At 41.9% G+C, this 17,386-nt stretch carries 13 protein-coding genes and 1 pseudogene; 1 reads left to right on the top strand and 13 read right to left on the bottom strand.

Features of this window, described 5'->3' with window-relative positions:
- Positions 1 to 135: 135 nt before the first annotated feature.
- The 3 genes and pseudogenes from ACIQXV_RS02835 to yfkAB form a co-directional block, all read right to left on the bottom strand.
- Positions 136 to 375, bottom strand: coding sequence for a hypothetical protein (locus ACIQXV_RS02835; RefSeq protein WP_402955756.1), 240 nt, complete (start codon positions 373 to 375; stop codon positions 136 to 138).
- Positions 376 to 457: 82 nt separating this feature from the next.
- Entirely contained in the window at positions 458 to 1,993 is a 1,536-nt protein-coding gene (locus ACIQXV_RS02840; protein WP_402955758.1) for a recombinase family protein, read from the bottom strand.
- A gap of 74 nt (positions 1,994 to 2,067) precedes the next feature.
- Positions 2,068 to 2,724: pseudogene (yfkAB, locus tag ACIQXV_RS02845) on the bottom strand (radical SAM/CxCxxxxC motif protein YfkAB); the annotation flags it as partial.
- A 211-nt stretch (positions 2,725 to 2,935) separates the two neighbouring features.
- Here yfkAB and ACIQXV_RS02850 point away from each other — a divergent pair.
- On the top strand, positions 2,936 to 3,736 hold the full coding sequence (locus tag ACIQXV_RS02850; protein WP_402955761.1) for a formate/nitrite transporter family protein: 801 nt from the start codon (positions 2,936 to 2,938) through the stop codon (positions 3,734 to 3,736).
- Positions 3,737 to 3,851: 115 nt separating this feature from the next.
- On the opposite strand, the gene ACIQXV_RS02855 is transcribed toward ACIQXV_RS02850, so the two are convergent.
- The 10 genes from ACIQXV_RS02855 to ACIQXV_RS02900 form a co-directional block, all read right to left on the bottom strand.
- The gene (locus ACIQXV_RS02855) at positions 3,852 to 5,489 is read right to left on the bottom strand and encodes a hypothetical protein (protein WP_402955764.1); all 1,638 of its coding nucleotides are present in this window, start codon (positions 5,487 to 5,489) and stop codon (positions 3,852 to 3,854) included.
- A 4-nt stretch (positions 5,490 to 5,493) separates the two neighbouring features.
- Positions 5,494 to 6,279, bottom strand: coding sequence for an ABC transporter ATP-binding protein (locus tag ACIQXV_RS02860; protein ID WP_402955767.1), 786 nt, complete (start codon positions 6,277 to 6,279; stop codon positions 5,494 to 5,496).
- An 88-nt stretch (positions 6,280 to 6,367) separates the two neighbouring features.
- On the bottom strand, positions 6,368 to 8,500 hold the full coding sequence (gene recQ, locus ACIQXV_RS02865; protein WP_402955770.1) for a DNA helicase RecQ: 2,133 nt from the start codon (positions 8,498 to 8,500) through the stop codon (positions 6,368 to 6,370).
- 269 nt (positions 8,501 to 8,769) lie between these two features.
- Entirely contained in the window at positions 8,770 to 9,702 is a 933-nt protein-coding gene (locus ACIQXV_RS02870; RefSeq protein WP_402955773.1) for a DMT family transporter, read from the bottom strand.
- Positions 9,692 to 10,093: a MerR family transcriptional regulator gene (locus tag ACIQXV_RS02875; protein ID WP_402955776.1), complete on the bottom strand. Its 402-nt coding sequence runs from the start codon at positions 10,091 to 10,093 to the stop codon at positions 9,692 to 9,694. Before ACIQXV_RS02875 ends, ACIQXV_RS02870 begins: the two co-directional genes overlap by 11 nt.
- A 155-nt stretch (positions 10,094 to 10,248) precedes the next feature.
- A complete protein-coding gene (locus tag ACIQXV_RS02880) occupies positions 10,249 to 11,343 on the bottom strand; it encodes a CaiB/BaiF CoA transferase family protein (protein WP_402955779.1) in 1,095 nt (364 codons plus the stop codon).
- A gap of 15 nt (positions 11,344 to 11,358) precedes the next feature.
- Positions 11,359 to 12,933 carry a fatty acid--CoA ligase gene (locus tag ACIQXV_RS02885; RefSeq protein WP_402955782.1) on the bottom strand — a complete coding sequence of 525 codons (1,575 nt, stop codon included), beginning with the start codon at positions 12,931 to 12,933 and terminating at the stop codon, positions 11,359 to 11,361.
- A 314-nt stretch (positions 12,934 to 13,247) separates the two neighbouring features.
- The gene (locus ACIQXV_RS02890; RefSeq protein ID WP_402955785.1) at positions 13,248 to 14,405 is read right to left on the bottom strand and encodes a thiolase family protein; all 1,158 of its coding nucleotides are present in this window, start codon (positions 14,403 to 14,405) and stop codon (positions 13,248 to 13,250) included.
- A gap of 14 nt (positions 14,406 to 14,419) precedes the next feature.
- Positions 14,420 to 15,565 (bottom strand): acyl-CoA dehydrogenase family protein, encoded by a 1,146-nt coding sequence (locus tag ACIQXV_RS02895; RefSeq protein WP_402955788.1) that lies wholly within the window; start codon positions 15,563 to 15,565, stop codon positions 14,420 to 14,422.
- Positions 15,566 to 15,762: 197 nt separating this feature from the next.
- Positions 15,763 to 17,298 carry an acyl-CoA synthetase gene (locus tag ACIQXV_RS02900; protein WP_402955791.1) on the bottom strand — a complete coding sequence of 512 codons (1,536 nt, stop codon included), beginning with the start codon at positions 17,296 to 17,298 and terminating at the stop codon, positions 15,763 to 15,765.
- Between the last annotated feature and the right edge of the window lie 88 nt (positions 17,299 to 17,386).

The following is a 17,386-nucleotide window of genomic DNA, read 5'->3' on the forward strand; positions in this document are numbered from 1 at the left end:
CGTCTTTTATTAGGACACGAGTAAATTCTTCTTGCATAAAAACTATCCCTTTTCTTCCAATCAATTACTACTAAAATTCGACAATATAACAAGGTTCTCCTTCTTCAACTAAACTGCACGTTAGTTCAATAAGTATCACTCAATATCCTCTATGCGTATTACTAACGGTAACTCTTCGATTATGTCCTCTAAGCATACAAGGGGTGGCTGCTCAAATCCCTGCTCGTTCGTGCGCTGCCAGTCCGCATATGCCTTTATAAAGAGTTTAAATTCCCTGCGTACTTCTTTAGGCGCTCCGTCTCTTAAACGCATATTACCGCTTTCATCATAATAAAAATACTCGCTATCTATAAAGTTAGGTCGTGCCATGTACATATGTGCCGCCCCTTTCGGCTTTTAGTCCATTATAACGCAAATTGGCGGAAGCTTTGATAAAAAAAGAGCGCTACTTTGCGCCCTATCTCTTAAACTCTATTAGTATTTCGAAAGGCTTCTCGCCGTTACTGTCGTTCTGCTCTTTCCAGTAATAAACCTTGTCGATAACTTCGTGAAGTAACTTATTCGTCTTAACGGGGTCTGTTGTATCCATTGAAAGAAGTCGCTCTATTTTGAGCTTGGTCTGCTTCTTGCGGTCTACTTCGGCTTTTACGCTAGCGCCCTCTAGGTTCTTTAGCTCTTGCGATACTGCTAACTGTTGTTCTCTGATAGCCTTAATCTCATTCATAGCTTCGTCGTCTGAATAGATACCGATTTTATGCCCGTTCTGTACTCGCTTTTTCTGTTCTTCAAGTGAGCTATATCTGTTAGATAGTTCCTGCTGCTTCGTTTCTACTGAGCTTATGAACGTATTAGCGCCCGATAGTACTGCTTCTATCTCTTCGTCAATTTTAACTAACTGCGCCCGTAGCTTCATAAAGATGGCGTCTTCTACTCTACTAGCTTTTACGCCGTTATTAGAGCAGCGTACTTCTGTCTCTCGCTTTCCTTTCGAAGATTTCGAAGAGTAGCAGTTCAATACGTATAACTCTCGCTCGTCTTTATTAAGCGAATTTCTCGCAGACCGTTTATTATACTTCATACAAAAAGAAAGCGTCTGTCCGCATTTAGGGCAAATCAGCAGCCTAGAAAGCGCATATATGCCCCTCTGTTGCGACTGTGGCACTTTTCTATTCTGAGCTAATAGCACCTGCGCCTTATTGAATGTATCCTCGTCTATTAATGCTTCGTGGGCGTCTATAACATGTATAGGCTCTTCGCCTTCTAGTTCATAGTGAACGATACCCCTATATGCTACGTTACTAAGGATTAACGAAGTAGCTCTACCTGTGAAAGGGCGGCTATCTTTCTTCCCTTGCTTCCGTGTCATATGTCCGTATAGTGTAAGCTGCTCGCATACCTCCGCTTGGTTCATGCCTTGATTAACGTACATATCAAAAATGGATTTTACTATTTCGGTTTCTTTCGCATTAGGTACGAGCTTTTTAGTAGCAGCTTCTTTGTCGTATCCGTATGGCGCAATACCGAACCATATGCCCGTCTTTATAGCTTGTATGCGTCCTCTTCGTAGTTTTCTTTTTGTAATCCGCATTATCTGCTCGTCGAGTTCCGCTCTAATGCCTGTAACAAACATATCGTCGTCGTTAAAGAAGTTATAAGCCTTGTCTAACGTTATAAACTGTAAGCCTTCATTTACCAAAACCCTTCGAAATAGCCCGAAGTCAGTCCTATCTCTTGCTATACGGTCTTGGTCTGTAACTAGCACTCCGTCAAAGATTCCCTTACTTTTAAGGTCTGTTAGCATACGTTGTAAATCGGGTCTATTCCAGTCCTCTGAACTCCCTCGCTCTCGGTAAACCTCATAGTCCATATTGTTTTTCTCTGCATAATCAGTTAAAAGCTCAACTTGTCGGTCTATCTCAAGTGCCTTCTCGTCTTTAAGCCGTGATTTCCTTGCATAGATTGCAACTAGCTTTTTTTGCGTTTTAGTTTTCATTATAATTTCCCCCCATACATTCATTGGCGCTATTAATTCTGCTTTTTGGTATGCCGCAAGATATATAACGTTGTATACATTGGGTGCACCTCATGGCGCTGACACAGCATTTCATCAACAATTTGCCTATGGATTTTTTCCAAATGCTGAAATGTCCGTTTGTTTAACATCGTTTCAGCAGAAACCATTACTCCTGCTTTAACAAGGGCGCGGCTGTTTTCTACCATTCTTGTAAAATATTTTTCACGTTGCCCGAAATCAGGCTTACGCTCCATTCGCGCAAAGCCGCCCTCAACAAAATCATCGACAGTACCCCAGTTATGGGAGATATGTAATACATCCAAGTAAGGAATGATTTGTTCATACCTGGCTAAATCAAGGGTTAAATTCGAGTTTATTTGTGTCCGAACACCACGTTCATGTGCATATTTTAAAATTGGTACAACATAATTATTTACAGATGATAATGATAGCATCGGTTCTCCGCCAGTAATGCTTAAAGTCCGAAGTGCCGGGATTTCTTCCAGCCTTTGTAACAATAACTCAAGTGGAAGTGCATCCGGATCCTTTGTCTGTAACGTATATCCTACCGCACAATGCTCGCAGCGCATGTTACAAAGAGTGGTTGTTGTGAATTCGATATTCGTAAGCTGAGGTTTTCCATATTCCTCTATATCTAAATAAGCTTCCCATGGATCATACTGCGGTGTAATATTTTTCATTTTCAACATATTAAACTCCTTAAAAATCAGTCTTAACAAAACCTTTTCATTATAGCTGATTTGAAGACAAATATACTAATCTCAACTGTTACAACAGTCTATGTCGTTTATTCAATGGATAAAGGTTGTACGAATTTGTCCTGATCATACATATCTCACCACTTATCGATAAAAAATAACCTAATTGTTAAAATGAAAGTTGGAATGGTGGTTATAAAATATGGAAATGCTGCCTTTAGGCGAAGCGGAAAAACTAGCCTTAAAAAAGGTTAAAATATTTCGGCAAAGCGTCCTGCGTTATATCTTACGAGCGATGCTTGCCAGTATGTTTATCGGTTTTGGCGTCATTGTTGCATTCAAGACAGGAAATTTCTTTTACCTTGAACATTCACCATTTGCTTATCCGATGGCGGCTCTTACCTTTGGGGCGGCAATCATTTTAATCGCTTACGGCGGAGGGGATTTGTTTACCGGAAATACATTCTATTACACGTATGCTGCGCTCCGTAAAAAAATGACCTGGACAGACGTTGGGAAGCTTTGGATTGGCAGTTATGCAGGAAATATTCTAGGGGCAGCTGTCTTTGCCTTTATTATTTTTACAACGGGCCTTTACACTGATTCGTCGGTTAATGGCTTTTTACTCCATGTTGTTGAGATTAAAATGCAGGTGCCAACAACGGAGTTATTTTTCCGAGCCATCCTTTGTAATTGGCTTGTCTGCATGGCCTTCTTTCTGCCAATGGGGTTAAAAGGGGATGGGCCGAAAATGTTTGCGATGATGCTGTTTGTGTTTTGTTTCTTTATTTCCGGCTATGAACATAGCATCGCCAATATGTGTACATTTGCCATTGCCTTAGTCTTAAACCATCCGGGGACAATTTCATGGGGCGGCGTGATTCATAATTTAGTACCCGTTACGGTTGGTAACCTCATTGGCGGCTCTGTTTTCATGGCAATGATGTACTATTATGCTAATAAGCCATTTTTAGACGAATATGAAAAAGAACAGGGCAGTTAGTCCTGTTCTTTTTATCGACATATTCCCAGGGAAATATCAACAATATAAGAGGGATATCGACAACTATTATGAATATTCTAAAAATAATAACAATTCACCCAATGACAGCCATCATTCATTTAACGTCCCACATCGTCTTGTATGCCAGCTTCCATGAAAAAGCCGTAACTGCAACAAGCACAATCAAATATATTGGCACACCATATGGAATAAATGTAACCGCCAAATGGATGCCAGTAAAAGCGGCAATACAAAGGGTTGCCAGAAATACTTTTAGTCCCCCACTCTGCAAGGCATCCTCAAATGATTCAGAAAATGGCAGTGTTCCTTTTAGATAGTTCGAGCAAATTACCGAGAATAAAATAGCGGTAACGAATACAATCAATAAATCATCGATTACTTTTCCTTTAAAGATGATGATAAAAATCGCACTTAAAACAAGATAAACTGGCAAAAAGAGATTCACAATAAACACCTTAAGTATTGCGCTGTATAACGGTGCCAGATTTTGAATTGGCGCTGTTTGGAAAATCCAGGCCCCTTTATATTTACCCGAGTATTTCAGCATGGCTATGGCGTTAGGGATCATCAAACAGCTAAAATAAATCGATAAATACCATTTGCTCGATACCATATGTGCATAGGAATTCATTTGGATCTCATTAAACAAAAAAATAAACGGGAATACGAGTGATAATCCTAAGGCGGGATATACCTTTAAACGAAACTCTCTTTCGTTTCGCATCATATCATCAGCAAAGCGGAAAAAGATCCTTTCCTCGTGACGAAGGCAAATTATTTTGACAAGACGACTTTTCCACCGGCGCTCCTTCCGTTTGATTCCACCGCTGTTATTCGTCAGTTTTTGCAGATTTCTTTCAAATGATGGCATCATTCGGCTATAGATGATGATGGAAAAGATCGGTATAACCAATGCTAACAGTGAAAAAGAGACGAGAAAAACGTCAGAGTGGTGCTTGAGAAATAACTCAAATGGCGCTCCAAACCAGATTGGCGGGATGAAGAATTGCCACCAGCTAGGAGTAAAGGTAATTTTCATATCGACAAAGCTAAAGGCCCTAGCCAAGACCTGGTAACCAACCGCAATCGATATCGATAAGCCAATTTGCACGTAATTGATGATATCTTTCAGCTTTTCACCATCAAAAAACCGCAATATGAAATAATAAATAATGGCCGTTAATACAACTATGAATAGATTGACTAAAATAAGTCCGAATATTGCTAGGAATAAAAATAATATCCCGTGTCTAAATGTCCCAACTACCAATGGAATCATCGTGAGTGCGGCGGTTAGAAAGACTAAATAAATACAAATATGAATCGTTTTTGTCACATTTAGAGTCTTTTTATCTACCGGTTTTGTCAGAAGAATCCCCTTGTCCCTAACATCAAGAAGGACATTCGAAAAATCAGAAATCATCGATGTCATCACCAAAAACATGACGATCCCGTAAAAGATACTCATTTGATAAAGAAGGCTGCTTCCAAGTATGACAAATGGAATAAGCATTAGGCTTAGTAAAACATACATCCCTAACGATTTGATGAAACCGTTTTCCTCCGGTTTCTTCTTCTTCTTTGCCTGCTGGTTAAAGATGGTCGGGGTTCTTCGTCCATCCATCGTTAATTTAACTGCTAAAATTTTTCTCATCACTGGGTAATCAATACCAAAACTCTCGAAAATGCGCCGAAACAAATCTAAGAATCTAAGCGTTTGAAAGTTTTTCATTGCATTATACCTCTTGGACGATGGCGACAAATTCCTCAGCCAGCGTCTTATATTCATTAAAACCAGTTAGTTGATTAAAGATTTGTTCCAATGTACCCTCTTTATTTTGCTCCTTCAACTCATTGAAGCTGCCATCTGCGACAATTTTCCCATCATTAATGAGAATAATCCGGTTACTAATTTTTTCAACCACGTCCATGATATGTGATGAGTAGAAAATTGTTTTACCTTGTGCAGCCAAGACTGCCAGGATTTCTTTAAAAACCATGACACTGTTGGCATCAAGGCCGCTTAATGGCTCATCTAAAAATAACAGATCCGGGTTATGTATTAAACTAGAAATGATCAGGACTTTTTGCCGCATTCCCTTGGAGTATGAAGCAATTCTTGAATGGTACACCTCTTCTAAACCAAAGACCTTCATCAGCTTTTGCGCCTTTTCATCCGCTGCTTGAAAATCCATACCGTATAATTCCCCGACAAAGGTTAAGTACTCCATGGCAGTAAGGTTGTCATAGAGTTCAGCGATTTCCGGAACATAGCCTATTTTTCTTTTATAGGCGATATTCGTTTCAGTGACTTCCTCACCAAAAATCTCAAGCTTACCCAAATAGTCCCCTTCAAGGCCGAGTAAAATCTTAATCGTCGTACTTTTCCCAGCGCCATTTGGCCCAATGTATCCAATAATTTGCCCGCGATAGACGGTCAAATTAATCCCTTTAAGCACATTTTTTACCCCATAATGCTTCTCTAAATCCTTGATTGATAATACTACTTCGTTGATGATCATCACCTTCTCTCATAATTGATAGTTTTATATTAACATATTTTACATGTATTCCTAAAAAAAGTATGGCTGGCAAAATGCCAGCCACTCATCACTTCTTTTTACTTAAATAATAAACATAGACTTTAATCATGAAATAACTGACTTCTTCTGGAAGAAGTTCCTTAATCGGTTTTAGCCGTTCACGCCCAGCTTCTTCCACGGCCTTTTCTAAAAGTGGCAAGTATTCATTTGGAACAAGCCTAGAAAAGTCGACATCCAATCCCTGTTGGGCACATTGAAGCAAATGGCTTTCCACTGTGCTGACAGCAAGCTCACGTTGTTCAGCTATTTCCTCTATCGACAAGTGCTTTTGATTTAATGCCAAGGTCTCCAAATGCGTTTCTCCAACCGTCGCTTTTTTAGCTGCCTTTTTCGGTGCTGCTGGTGCTGCTTGAATATCGCTCTGATATTCCGGATTGGTCTCTAAAAAAGCACGAATGGCTTGAATAAATTCAAGTCCGTATTTCTTCAGCTTATGCTCCCCGACACCGCTGACTTGTAAAAATTCTTCGTTTGTTTTCGGCTGCTTGGCACACATATCCTTAATTGCAGCATCAGAGAAAATCACGAATGGCGGCACTTTCTCCGTTTCCGCAATCCTTCTGCGAACATCCCTTAGTTCTTCAAACAGCGGATCATTCTTCGAAACCTGTTTCACCTTCACGGCTTCTCTGCGATAAACCGGCTCATTCCCTAAAAGAACGTCTTTTCCTTTTGGAGAAACATAGATCGTCGGAAATTGCCCATGTTCAATCGCAATTAACTCCTGTGAAATTAAGAATTCAATAAAATCACTAACCTCTTTCGCCCCTTGATCCTTCAAAATTCCATAGGTCGTGAGCCGATCAAAGCCCATTTCGGTAACTTTTTTATTTTTCGAACCCGTTAACACTTGTGCGGTAATGTTTTTACCAAAGCGCTGCCCCATCCGAATCACACAAGACATCACCATTTGTGCTTCCTTCGTCACATCGATACTAACACGAGAATCCAAGCAATTGCCGCATCTGCCGCAAGAATCTGTTTCTGTTTCGCCAAAATATTTTAAAATAAACTCTTGCAAGCAATTTTCGGTATGACAATAATCGGCCATCTGCTGCAGTTTTTCTAATTCCTGTGTGATCCGGCTTCGGTCACTTGATTGGTCAATTAAAAAGCGCTGTACCTGCACATCCTGCGGGGAATAAAGCATGATACATTCACTGTCCAACCCGTCACGTCCGGCACGGCCTGCTTCCTGATAATAACTCTCCATATTTTTTGGCATTTGGTAATGAACGACATATCGGATATTACTCTTATCAATCCCCATCCCGAAGGCGGATGTAGCAACCATAACAGATGCTTTATCTTCTAAAAACCTTTCCTGTTCACGAGCACGGTCTGTATCGCCCATCCCTGCGTGGTAGCGGGCAACATTGATTTTTTCCTTCTTGAGCCTTTCATAAAGCTGGTCGACATTCTTCCTTGTTGCCGCATAAATGATGCCCGCTTCCTGTTCATTCTTTTTAAGATAATCCAAGAGAAACTTTTGCCGGTCCTGTCCTTTAATAACCGAAAAAGATAGATTCTCCCGTTCAAACCCAGTGATGATCGTATTTCTTTCATCAATGTTTAATAGGTGGCAAATATCTTCACGTACTCTTGGGGTTGCCGTTGCTGTTAGCGCTAGGACATTCGGCCGCTGCGGCAGGCTTTTAACCATTTGTTGAATATGGCGGTAACTCGGGCGGAAATCATGGCCCCATTGTGAAATACAGTGTGCTTCATCCACTGCGACTAATGGGATATCCATATTTTTCAAGTCTTCGACAAATTCATATGAATCTAATCTTTCTGGTGCTATGTATAATAGCTTGTATTTCCCTTGCTTTGCATCCCGGATTCGTTCATTTGCTTCACTATAACTTAATGAGCTATTAATAAATGCAGCTGGAATTCCTGCTTGAATGAGGGCATCTACTTGATCCTTCATTAAAGAAATCAATGGGGAAATAACAATTGTGGTACCCGGTAGGACGAGGGCAGGAATTTGATAACAGATGGATTTACCGCCGCCCGTCGGCATAACGCAAATGGTATTGCTGCCGGCTAAAACCGAACGGATTGCCTGCTCTTGGCCGTTACGAAAGGCGCTATAGCCAAAATGTGATTCTAGTAATGGAAGTGCTTTTTCAAACAAGATGGTCTCTCCTTTCATTTTCCAAAAAGTCTATTTAGCTATTCCTATTATACCGCTTTTCCTTCTTTGATTTAGTCTTTATTATAGAAACAAAGAGTGGGTGGAAAAATTTGAATCGTATATTCGCAGTGGAGATATTTATTTTGCGGCTGTAGGGGGTCGGACACTTAGAAGGTGAAAATGGAATTCTAGCTTATTTTAAGAAAAATGGGTACGAAGTTAAGAAAATTATCGAATAAACTTCAAACGCTTGAGAGCAAAACATAACCTCAAGCGTTTTTACTAGCTGGTTTCCTTATTAGGTGATACTTGTGTTTCTTTCCAAACTTAAGAAAACCTGAGGATGTTAGAACACCCAAAATAACCATTATTGTTCCAATCACTTGAATAATTGACACTGGCGTTCCGGTCATGATGGAGAGGATCATTGTGACTACAGGAACGAGGTTAAAGAAGATTGAGGTCTTTCCCACCCCAATGACCTCCATTGCTTTGTTCCACCACAGATAACCTAACACGCTTGTAAAAATGGCCATAAATAAAATGGCACCCCAGGCAGATATCGTAATAGATGATAGTGGTTGCGGACTTGGTGAAAATAGCGCCAAAAGAACGAGGCATCCAGCACCGACAATCATTGTATAGGTGGTAGTCTCCAAGGAAGAACTAGTTTTTAAATACTTCCGCCCCAATACCCCATACAACGCCCAGCACACATTCCCTAACAAAATCAGCATGTCACCTTTTGAAATGGAGAGCGTACGAATAATCTCCCAGGACCCATGAGTTAAAACCAATATTACTCCAAAAAGGGCAAAAATAATTCCTGCTGTTTGTCTTTTGGTTATTGGTGTTTTTAGAATAAAGTAAGCCAAAATGGTTGTAGCCAGCGGATTTGTAGCCATAATTAATGCCCCATTTAATGGAGAAGTATGTTTCATTCCAAAAAAGAAAAAGGCATTAAAGCCGAAAATTCCAATGACCCCTAATAAAGTGTAAATTATGCTATTTTTTCGAATCACGGCCCATTTTACTTTCTTTTGGATCAAAATGATCAAAAGCATCGCAATAGCAGCAATACCAAATCTCCAGCCTGCAGCACTGGCGGCTGAGAAATAATGAACAGCGTACTTTGCAAGGTTAAATGTGGCGCCTGTAACAATGGAAAAACCTAGTAACATCCCAAACACTTTACCGTTCATTTTTTCGTCCTCCGGCCAACATTTCTCGATAGGTTACCAGCTTTTCTTCTGTTAACCCGATGACCATCTCGATTTCTTTCTTTTGTTGCACCAAAGTAACTAAATGCTTTAGCAATATGTCCATTCGTTTTTGTACCTTCGGGGTTCTTTCTTGCTCAGATTCCTCACTTTCCAAAAGACATCCATCCAATAAAAATTCTTGGATATCTTCTAACGACATTCCGGTATTTTTTAACACCTTCATAAACTGCAGCAAACGAATATCGCCAGCTGTATACAGCCGCTTGCCACCCTGCCTAATTGGTGACGACAATAGGCCAATTTTTTCATAGTACCGTAAAGTATGAGCGGTAAATCCAGTTTCCTTGGCAACTTCTGAAATATTATACATTCCATTACACCTCCTATTCACATGCTACAACTTAGAGTTGACTCTAAGTCAAGAAGAAAATAACTGTGTTTGAACTAAAAAAGATCTCTTTTTTACTGAAATCATTACTAAAAAAAATAGACTGCCGATTTATCCTCGACAGTCTAAACTCCCTTTCAAATCAGGATGCCATTCAATATTCCATCGTTATGCTCGCCTTTTTTAGGCGGAGGGGCAATTGTTCCCTGTTCGACGTCACTGTGCATTTTAACTTGATAATCACCCCAAGATGAAGCAAATATAAGCTCCTTCTCTTTGAAATATGGGTTTTCGTTTAACTCCCCTACCTCAAGAACTGGCGCCATGCAGCAATCTACCTTTTGGGCAAACTCAATCCACTCATAGAAGGTTTTTCCTTTAAAAAGGGCTGTAACTTCTTTAAAGACAAGGTTAGCCGCATCCGTTTTTGAAAAATGGGCCTCTATCCAGTCTTCATGCCTGTGTGCCAGACAAAAGTTCTGCCAGAATTTTGGCTCCAGTGCTCCCAAGCTCATATACCTTCCATCCATAGTTTCATAGATGGCGTATGAAATAATGCTTCCGTTAAGGACATTAATGCCTGTGCCCTCTCCGGTTTCTTTTTCCACGATGACATGGTTCCCAAGCAATGATGCCAGTTGATCAGTGATGGAAATAGAATGGTAGCTTCCTTGTCCACTCAAAAAGCGGGAGACCAGCCCAGCAAGTATGCGTTCATTTGCGGCAAACCCGCCCAAATAATCAGCTATTGTGATGGATGGATGGACTGGCCTGCCTTGTGAATCCTTTAACTGTGCTAAGACTCCGCTTAAAGCCATATAATTGATGTCATGGTTGCCAAGCTTGCTAAGGATTCCATTCTGTCCATATCCGGAAATAGAGCAGTAGACGATATCAGGCTTCACCTTCCGTACAGCATCATAACTCAATCCGAGTTTTTCCATCACACCCGGTCTGAAACTTTCGATAACCACATCGGCATTCGCAATCAGTTTTAGCGCCGTTTCGACTCCCACTTTTTCCTTTAAATTTAGGGTGATGCTTTTTTTCTGTCGATTGTTTGCTAGAAAAACAATCCCCGTGCCCTGTTTAGAAATTCCAGTGTTCCGAGCGGGATCCCCGCTAGGCGGTTCCACCTTGATAATTTCCGCACCCAATTCTGCTAACCGCAACGTCGCAAAAGGGCCTGGCAGATAGTTTGTAAAATCAATGACCTTAACACCTTTTAGCATAATCAGGACCCTTTCCTACGAATTCGTTGAACCGGGAGTAAATAACTCCTCCAGTTGTTTTCTCAGGACAAATTTCATGATTTTCCCACTGGCATTTCGCGGCAAGGCCTCACAGAAAACGTATTTACGCGGTCGTTTATAATTTGCAAGACTATCACTATCTTTGCAGAATTCATCCAATTCTTGTTCAGTGACATTTGAATCCTTTTTTACAACAAAAGCAGTAACGGTTTCACCCCAGCGGTCATCCGGCTGCCCGACAATCGCGACATCCAGTACACCCGGGTGAGCGTGTAAAACATCTTCAACCTCTCGCGGGTAAATATTTTCGCCGCCGCTAATGATCATATCGTCGACACGGTCATTGACAAAAAGGAAACCATCTTCATCGAGATACCCAATGTCGCCCGAATGGTACCAGCCTTTATACAAAGCTTTTTCTGTCGCTTCCTCACGATTGAAATAGCCGATCATCATACATGGCCCTTGCACAATAATCTCACCGGTTTCCCCTGCTGGTACTATATCATCAGGCTCTGATGGTCCGTCTTCTCTAGTGCGGACGACGCGAATATCGTGACTTAGTGCTGCTTGCCCTGCAGAACCTGCTTTTCTCAGCTGGTCAGTTGCCGATAGAAAAGTAATGGCTGGACCCATTTCCGTCATCCCATAGGCTTGAATCAGTGAGATGCCTAAACGGTCATGCAAAGCATGAACCAGTGATGGCGCCATTGGAGCCGCACCATATAAACCAAGTTTCAAGCTTGAAAGGTCATATTGACTTAAATCTTCCTGAAGGAGCATGTTCCACATTGTTGGTGCTGCGAAAAACTTTGTGATATTTTCTTGTTCAATTAAACCAAGGATTGCTTTTGGATTAAATTGGTGCAGGATGACATTTTTTGCCCCTATATGCACCCTCGGCAGGAAGGCACAATGAAGCTCGGCGCAATGGAACATTGGTGCAGTCACGAGACCTACATCCTCTGCTTCAAGTTTCTGTGCTGCATTACAGAGCAAACTTTGATCGACCATATTGCGATGGCTATGCATCACTCCTTTTGGTCTTCCGGTTGTCCCACTTGTATAGATAAATGCATAGATGTCGTTCTCATTTACTTCGGCATGTACATCTTCAGTTGATGAGGAGTTGACTTTTTCTTGATAGCTGGCGGCATACTCCGGTTTGCCATCATCAATGAACCAGAAAGCAATTTTGTCAAACCGGTTCACTATCGCCGACACAACTGGCTCTAACGCTTTTTCAAAAAGAACAACCTTAGGGGCGGCATCTGCTAAAATATAGGCCACTTCCTCCGATGTCAGCCGGAAATTAATCGGATTAAAAATAGCTCCAATTTTGGCACATGCAAAAAATGCAGTTCCTAATTCTTCGGTATTGAACATAAACGTAGAAACGCGGTCGCCCTTTTTAACGCCTTCTTTTAACAAGGCATTGGCGAGCTGGTTGACCTGATTGCTCCACTCTTTATAGGTGTAGCGGACATTTTTTCGAACATCATACAGGGCATCCTTGTTTGGAAACCTTTTTACCGTTAAATCAAAGATTTTTCCGATTGTTGTGGTCATTGTTTCGCCTCCATTTTTGGGTTTGAGAAGGCAATCGGGGGTAGGCCGATTGCCTTATTGAATTTCTGATTACAAAACACTTAAATGTCGCAATTTCTTAAAAGAATTCAGGTGAATTTTCCTCTGTTTTTGGTTTTTAAGGTCAACCGAACTAATTTTCTTGAAAAAGAAAGTTTATTTGCTGGATTTACTTTTTTATTTGCGAAACTGAATGAGTTGTTTGCGAAACTCACTGATTTATTTGCGAAACTGGATGCTTTGTTTGTGAAACCCACTGATTTGTTTGCGAAACTAATTTTTATTACGATTAAATCTTAATCTATCCGCTCAATAATCGTCGCGTTTGCCATGCCGTGTCCTTCGCACATCGTTTGCAATCCATATCGGCCTCCGGTGCGTTCTAGTTCGTGCATCATTGTCACCATTAACCGAGCACCACTTCCTCCTAATGGATGACCAAGGGCAATCGCACCGCCATTGGGATTAAGTTTCGCTGGATTAGCACCTGTATCTTTCAACCAGGCAAGCGGTACCGGAGCGAACGCTTCATTTACTTCAAAAACATCAATATCATCAATCGATAGTCCTGATTTTTCCAGTGCCTTTTGCGTGGCGGGGATCGGCCCGGTCAGCATCATGGTTGGATCTGAGCCCACCACTACACGGGTATGAACACGGAAGCGCGGTTTCAAACCGAGTTCTTCCGCTTTTTCGCGAGACATGAGTAGCAAAGCTGCCGCTCCGTCACTAATTTGACTAGCGTTACCCGCATGAATGACGCCATCTTCCTTGAAGGGCGGCTTCAAACCTGCCAAAGCCTCCAGTGAAGTCCCTTTTCTTGGTCCTGAATCATCTTTGATAACAGCAGCTGTTCCATCTGGAAGTGTTACTTCAAGTGGAAAAATTTCTCTGGCAAAATATCCTTCCTCTTGCGCCTTTAGTGCTTTTTGATGGCTTTCAAGCGAAAATTGGTCAAGCTGTTCACGGGTAAAACCGTAGTTTTCGGCAATCCGTTCTGCGGACAAGCCTTGATGAATCATTTCGTACTTCGACTTTAAATTTGGGCTAAACCGTACTTCTGCCCCTTTATAGTTGGAACCCATCGGCACACGGGACATACTTTCAACACCACCAGCAATAACAACATCCATGTCGCCGGCAAGGATAGCCTGGGCGGCAAAATGAACAGCCTGCTGGCTTGACCCGCATTGACGGTCAATCGTGGTGCCTGGCACCTCTATTGGAAACCCCGCGATTAATGCTGCGACTCTGGCAATATCGCCTGCTTGTTCTCCCGCTTGTGTCACACAGCCTAAAATGACATCGTCAACGAGTGCAGGATTAATGCCAGCACGGTTTACTAGTTCCTTTAATGTTAGTGCTGCCAGATCATCCGGACGGATATCCTTTAGCACACCATTTCTTCTTCCTACCGGGGTACGAACCCCTTCAACAATGACTACTTCACGCATCTCCATCTTCCTTTCTATAATCCTAAATTTTTAGCAATAATCGTTTTCATAATTTCATTTGTACCAGCGTAAATGCTAGAGACAGGAATATCACGGAATCTTCTCGCAATCTCGTATTCTTCCATATAGCCATAGCCGCCATGGAGCTGCATACATTCAGAGGCTATTCTTTTGGCAATGTCAGTTAGCTTCCATTTTGCCATTGAAACCTTCGTTACGACGTTTTTCCCTTCGATATGCTCGGCTATTAACTGATCCAAGAATGCCCTGCCCATTTCAACGTCAGTCGCCATTTCAACAATTTTAAACTGCGTATTTTGAAATTGGCTAACCGCTTTTCCAAACGCTTCACGACTTTTCACGTAGTCAATGGTCATTTTGAGCATAACTTCCGACGCCGTTTGCGCCCCAATCGCGACAAGAAGCCGTTCCTGTTGGAGCTTCTCCATTAAATAAAGGAAGCCTTTCCCATCCTCCCCAAGCAGGTTTTCTTTTGGAACACGGCAGTCTTCAAAAATCAATTCAGCTGTATCCTGGCAGTGGAGCCCAATTTTGTTCAGTTTCCTTCCTCTGGAGAACCCAGGGGAGTCACGCTCGATGACGAGCAGGCTAACACCTTTGTGCTTGGGGACCGCTTGCGTGTCAGTCTTAACCGCAACAACAATTAGATCTGATTGGATGCCGTTTGTGATGAACGTCTTCTGGCCATTTACAATATAGTGGTCACCGTCAAGCTTGGCAGTTGTTTTGATGTTTGCGAGGTCAGAGCCTGTTCCTGGTTCCGTCATCGCGATAGCAGTAATGATTTCACCGGTGACACACTTCGGCAGCCAGCGCTGCTTTTGTTCCTCGGTCCCATAAGCGGTAATGTACGGCACAACGATATCATTGTGAAGCCCGATGCCAATTAATCCAGAACCAACGCGCTCCAGCTCCTCGTTAATAACAACGGCAAATCCCCAATCAACCTCACTCCCCCCGTATTTTTCGTCAATATCGGGGCAGAGGAATCCCTGCTCGCCCATTTTCCGCCAAAAAGAACGGGGAATCATTCGGTCTTCTTCCCATTGTTCATAAAAGGGATATGCTTCTTTTTCCAAAAACTTTCTTAAGGATTGGCGGAAAATTTCGTGATCTTCGTTTAGGTATGGGTGTTTCATTCGATATACCTCACTTTTTATTATTGAAACGCTTTCATTTATGCGCAGATATTTCTGATTAATGTCTTATGGACAAATTTTATGACGATATAAACAATTTTCATGTGGTTATGAACAAACTTTGAGTCGATATGAACAATTTTAAAGAGGATATAAACAAAGTTTGGGCCATTATGAACAAATCTGCCCTCTAGGGACTACGTTAACTTCTCACTACTCACCTGATTCATTTTCTGGCGCAGCTGATATTTTAGTATTTTCCCAGAGGCATTTCTCGGCAGCTGCTGTTCCATAAAAATCCGCCTTGGAACCTTATAACCAGCTAACTTTTCACGACAGAAGTTCCGCAATTCTTGCTCATCAATCACAGCACCTTCTTTAGGTACGATGACAGCACAGACAGCCTCGCCCCAAACCTCATCCGGCAAGCCAATAATCGCCGCTTCAAGCACTGCTGGATGTTCATACAAAACACCTTCCACCTCAACGGAGTATACATTTTCCCCGCCCGAGATAATCATGTCCTTTTTCCGGTCAACTAGCGTAATATAGCCTTCGTCGTCAATCGTTGCCAAGTCGCCCGTATAAAGCCAGCCACCCTTCAGTGTGCTCTTCGTTTCTTCCGGCTTTTTATAATACTCCTTCATCACCATCGGACTGCGGACAATAAACTCCCCAATCACTCCTGGCAGGACATCTTTCCCTTCCTCATTAACAACCCTTGTTTCGGTCATGAAAATTGGCTTTCCGCCCTTGCCAAGATGCTGCTTATGTCCCTCCGGATCAAGGAGAATTCCGCCCGGCCCCGCTTCGGTCAAGCCGCAAAGATTATAAAATTGATCCGTTTTAAATAGCTCCATGCTTTTTTTAACAACCTCTGGCGCCATGGGTGCGGCACCGTAACCGACTCTCTTAATGGAAGTTAAATCGTAATCACCTGCATTCGGCACTTGAAGAAGAAAGTTATACATGGCTGGAACAGCAAAAAGATGAGTAATTTTATGTTCTTGGATCGCTTGAAGAGTTTTAACCGGATGAAAATCGCGATGGATAATATGGGTGGCACCAAGGGCAACCCCGGATATAAGGAATAGGTTCAATTGTGCCGAGTGGAACAGCGGTGCTAAATGGAGAATCCGCTCGTGCTGGCTAATTTCCATATTTATGACGACAGAAATTCCAACTTTAAAAATTTGACTATGATCAAAGAGGGCTCCCTTTGGACGTCCTGTTGTACCCGAGGTGTACAAAATCTCGACATCATCCTTCTCGGAAACCTCAATTTCCGGCTCAACAGTGCGGTCAGATAATATTTTTTCATAAGAATAGAAACCCAATGTTTCCGGCTCGCCTACCGTGATAACCCTCCGGACATCTGTCCTCTGTTTGGCTTCGGCAATGATTTGTTCAAATTCTTTATCGCACACGATAAAGGCTGCATCTGATTGCTCCAAAATGTACTGAACCTCTGTAGCAGTCAAACGGAAGTTCACCGGGACTGCGACAGCGCCAATTTTAGCAGCTGCAAAAAAGGTAAAGACAAAGTGGTCGGAGTTTTTCATCATTAAAGCAAGCTTGTCACCTTTGTTCACACCCTGCTGCAGCAGTCCATGAGCAAGTCTGTTTACTTCTTCATTAAACTCGTGGTACGTATAGCTTCTTCCTTCACATTCGATTGCTAGTAATTCCGGAAACTTGCGGGCACTTTGTGACAAGAGACTTCCAATATTCATTCAAGGGACCCCCCTAATTAAAAATAATCTCTATCTTAAGTATGCAATTATTATGCCAATATTCCAAAAACTAAGTCAACAACCATTG

The organism is Neobacillus sp. NPDC097160 (genome assembly GCF_044762155.1).
Lineage (GTDB): Bacteria > Bacillota > Bacilli > Bacillales > Cytobacillaceae > Neobacillus.

What these genes read in the sequence shown, in the direction of transcription:
- ACIQXV_RS02835 (WP_402955756.1), bottom strand. Translation starts at nt 375, where the DNA reads ATGTACATGGCACGACCTAACTTTATAGATAGCGAGTATTTTTATTAT.
- ACIQXV_RS02840 (WP_402955758.1), bottom strand. Translation starts at nt 1,993, where the DNA reads ATGAAAACTAAAACGCAAAAAAAGCTAGTTGCAATCTATGCAAGGAAA.
- ACIQXV_RS02850 (WP_402955761.1), top strand. Translation starts at nt 2,936, where the DNA reads ATGGAAATGCTGCCTTTAGGCGAAGCGGAAAAACTAGCCTTAAAAAAG.
- ACIQXV_RS02855 (WP_402955764.1), bottom strand. Translation starts at nt 5,489, where the DNA reads ATGAAAAACTTTCAAACGCTTAGATTCTTAGATTTGTTTCGGCGCATT.
- ACIQXV_RS02860 (WP_402955767.1), bottom strand. Translation starts at nt 6,279, where the DNA reads ATGATCATCAACGAAGTAGTATTATCAATCAAGGATTTAGAGAAGCAT.
- ACIQXV_RS02870 (WP_402955773.1), bottom strand. Translation starts at nt 9,702, where the DNA reads ATGAACGGTAAAGTGTTTGGGATGTTACTAGGTTTTTCCATTGTTACA.
- ACIQXV_RS02875 (WP_402955776.1), bottom strand. Translation starts at nt 10,093, where the DNA reads ATGTATAATATTTCAGAAGTTGCCAAGGAAACTGGATTTACCGCTCAT.
- ACIQXV_RS02880 (WP_402955779.1), bottom strand. Translation starts at nt 11,343, where the DNA reads ATGCTAAAAGGTGTTAAGGTCATTGATTTTACAAACTATCTGCCAGGC.
- ACIQXV_RS02885 (WP_402955782.1), bottom strand. Translation starts at nt 12,933, where the DNA reads ATGACCACAACAATCGGAAAAATCTTTGATTTAACGGTAAAAAGGTTT.
- ACIQXV_RS02890 (WP_402955785.1), bottom strand. Translation starts at nt 14,405, where the DNA reads ATGCGTGAAGTAGTCATTGTTGAAGGGGTTCGTACCCCGGTAGGAAGA.
- ACIQXV_RS02895 (WP_402955788.1), bottom strand. Translation starts at nt 15,565, where the DNA reads ATGAAACACCCATACCTAAACGAAGATCACGAAATTTTCCGCCAATCC.
- ACIQXV_RS02900 (WP_402955791.1), bottom strand. Translation starts at nt 17,298, where the DNA reads ATGAATATTGGAAGTCTCTTGTCACAAAGTGCCCGCAAGTTTCCGGAA.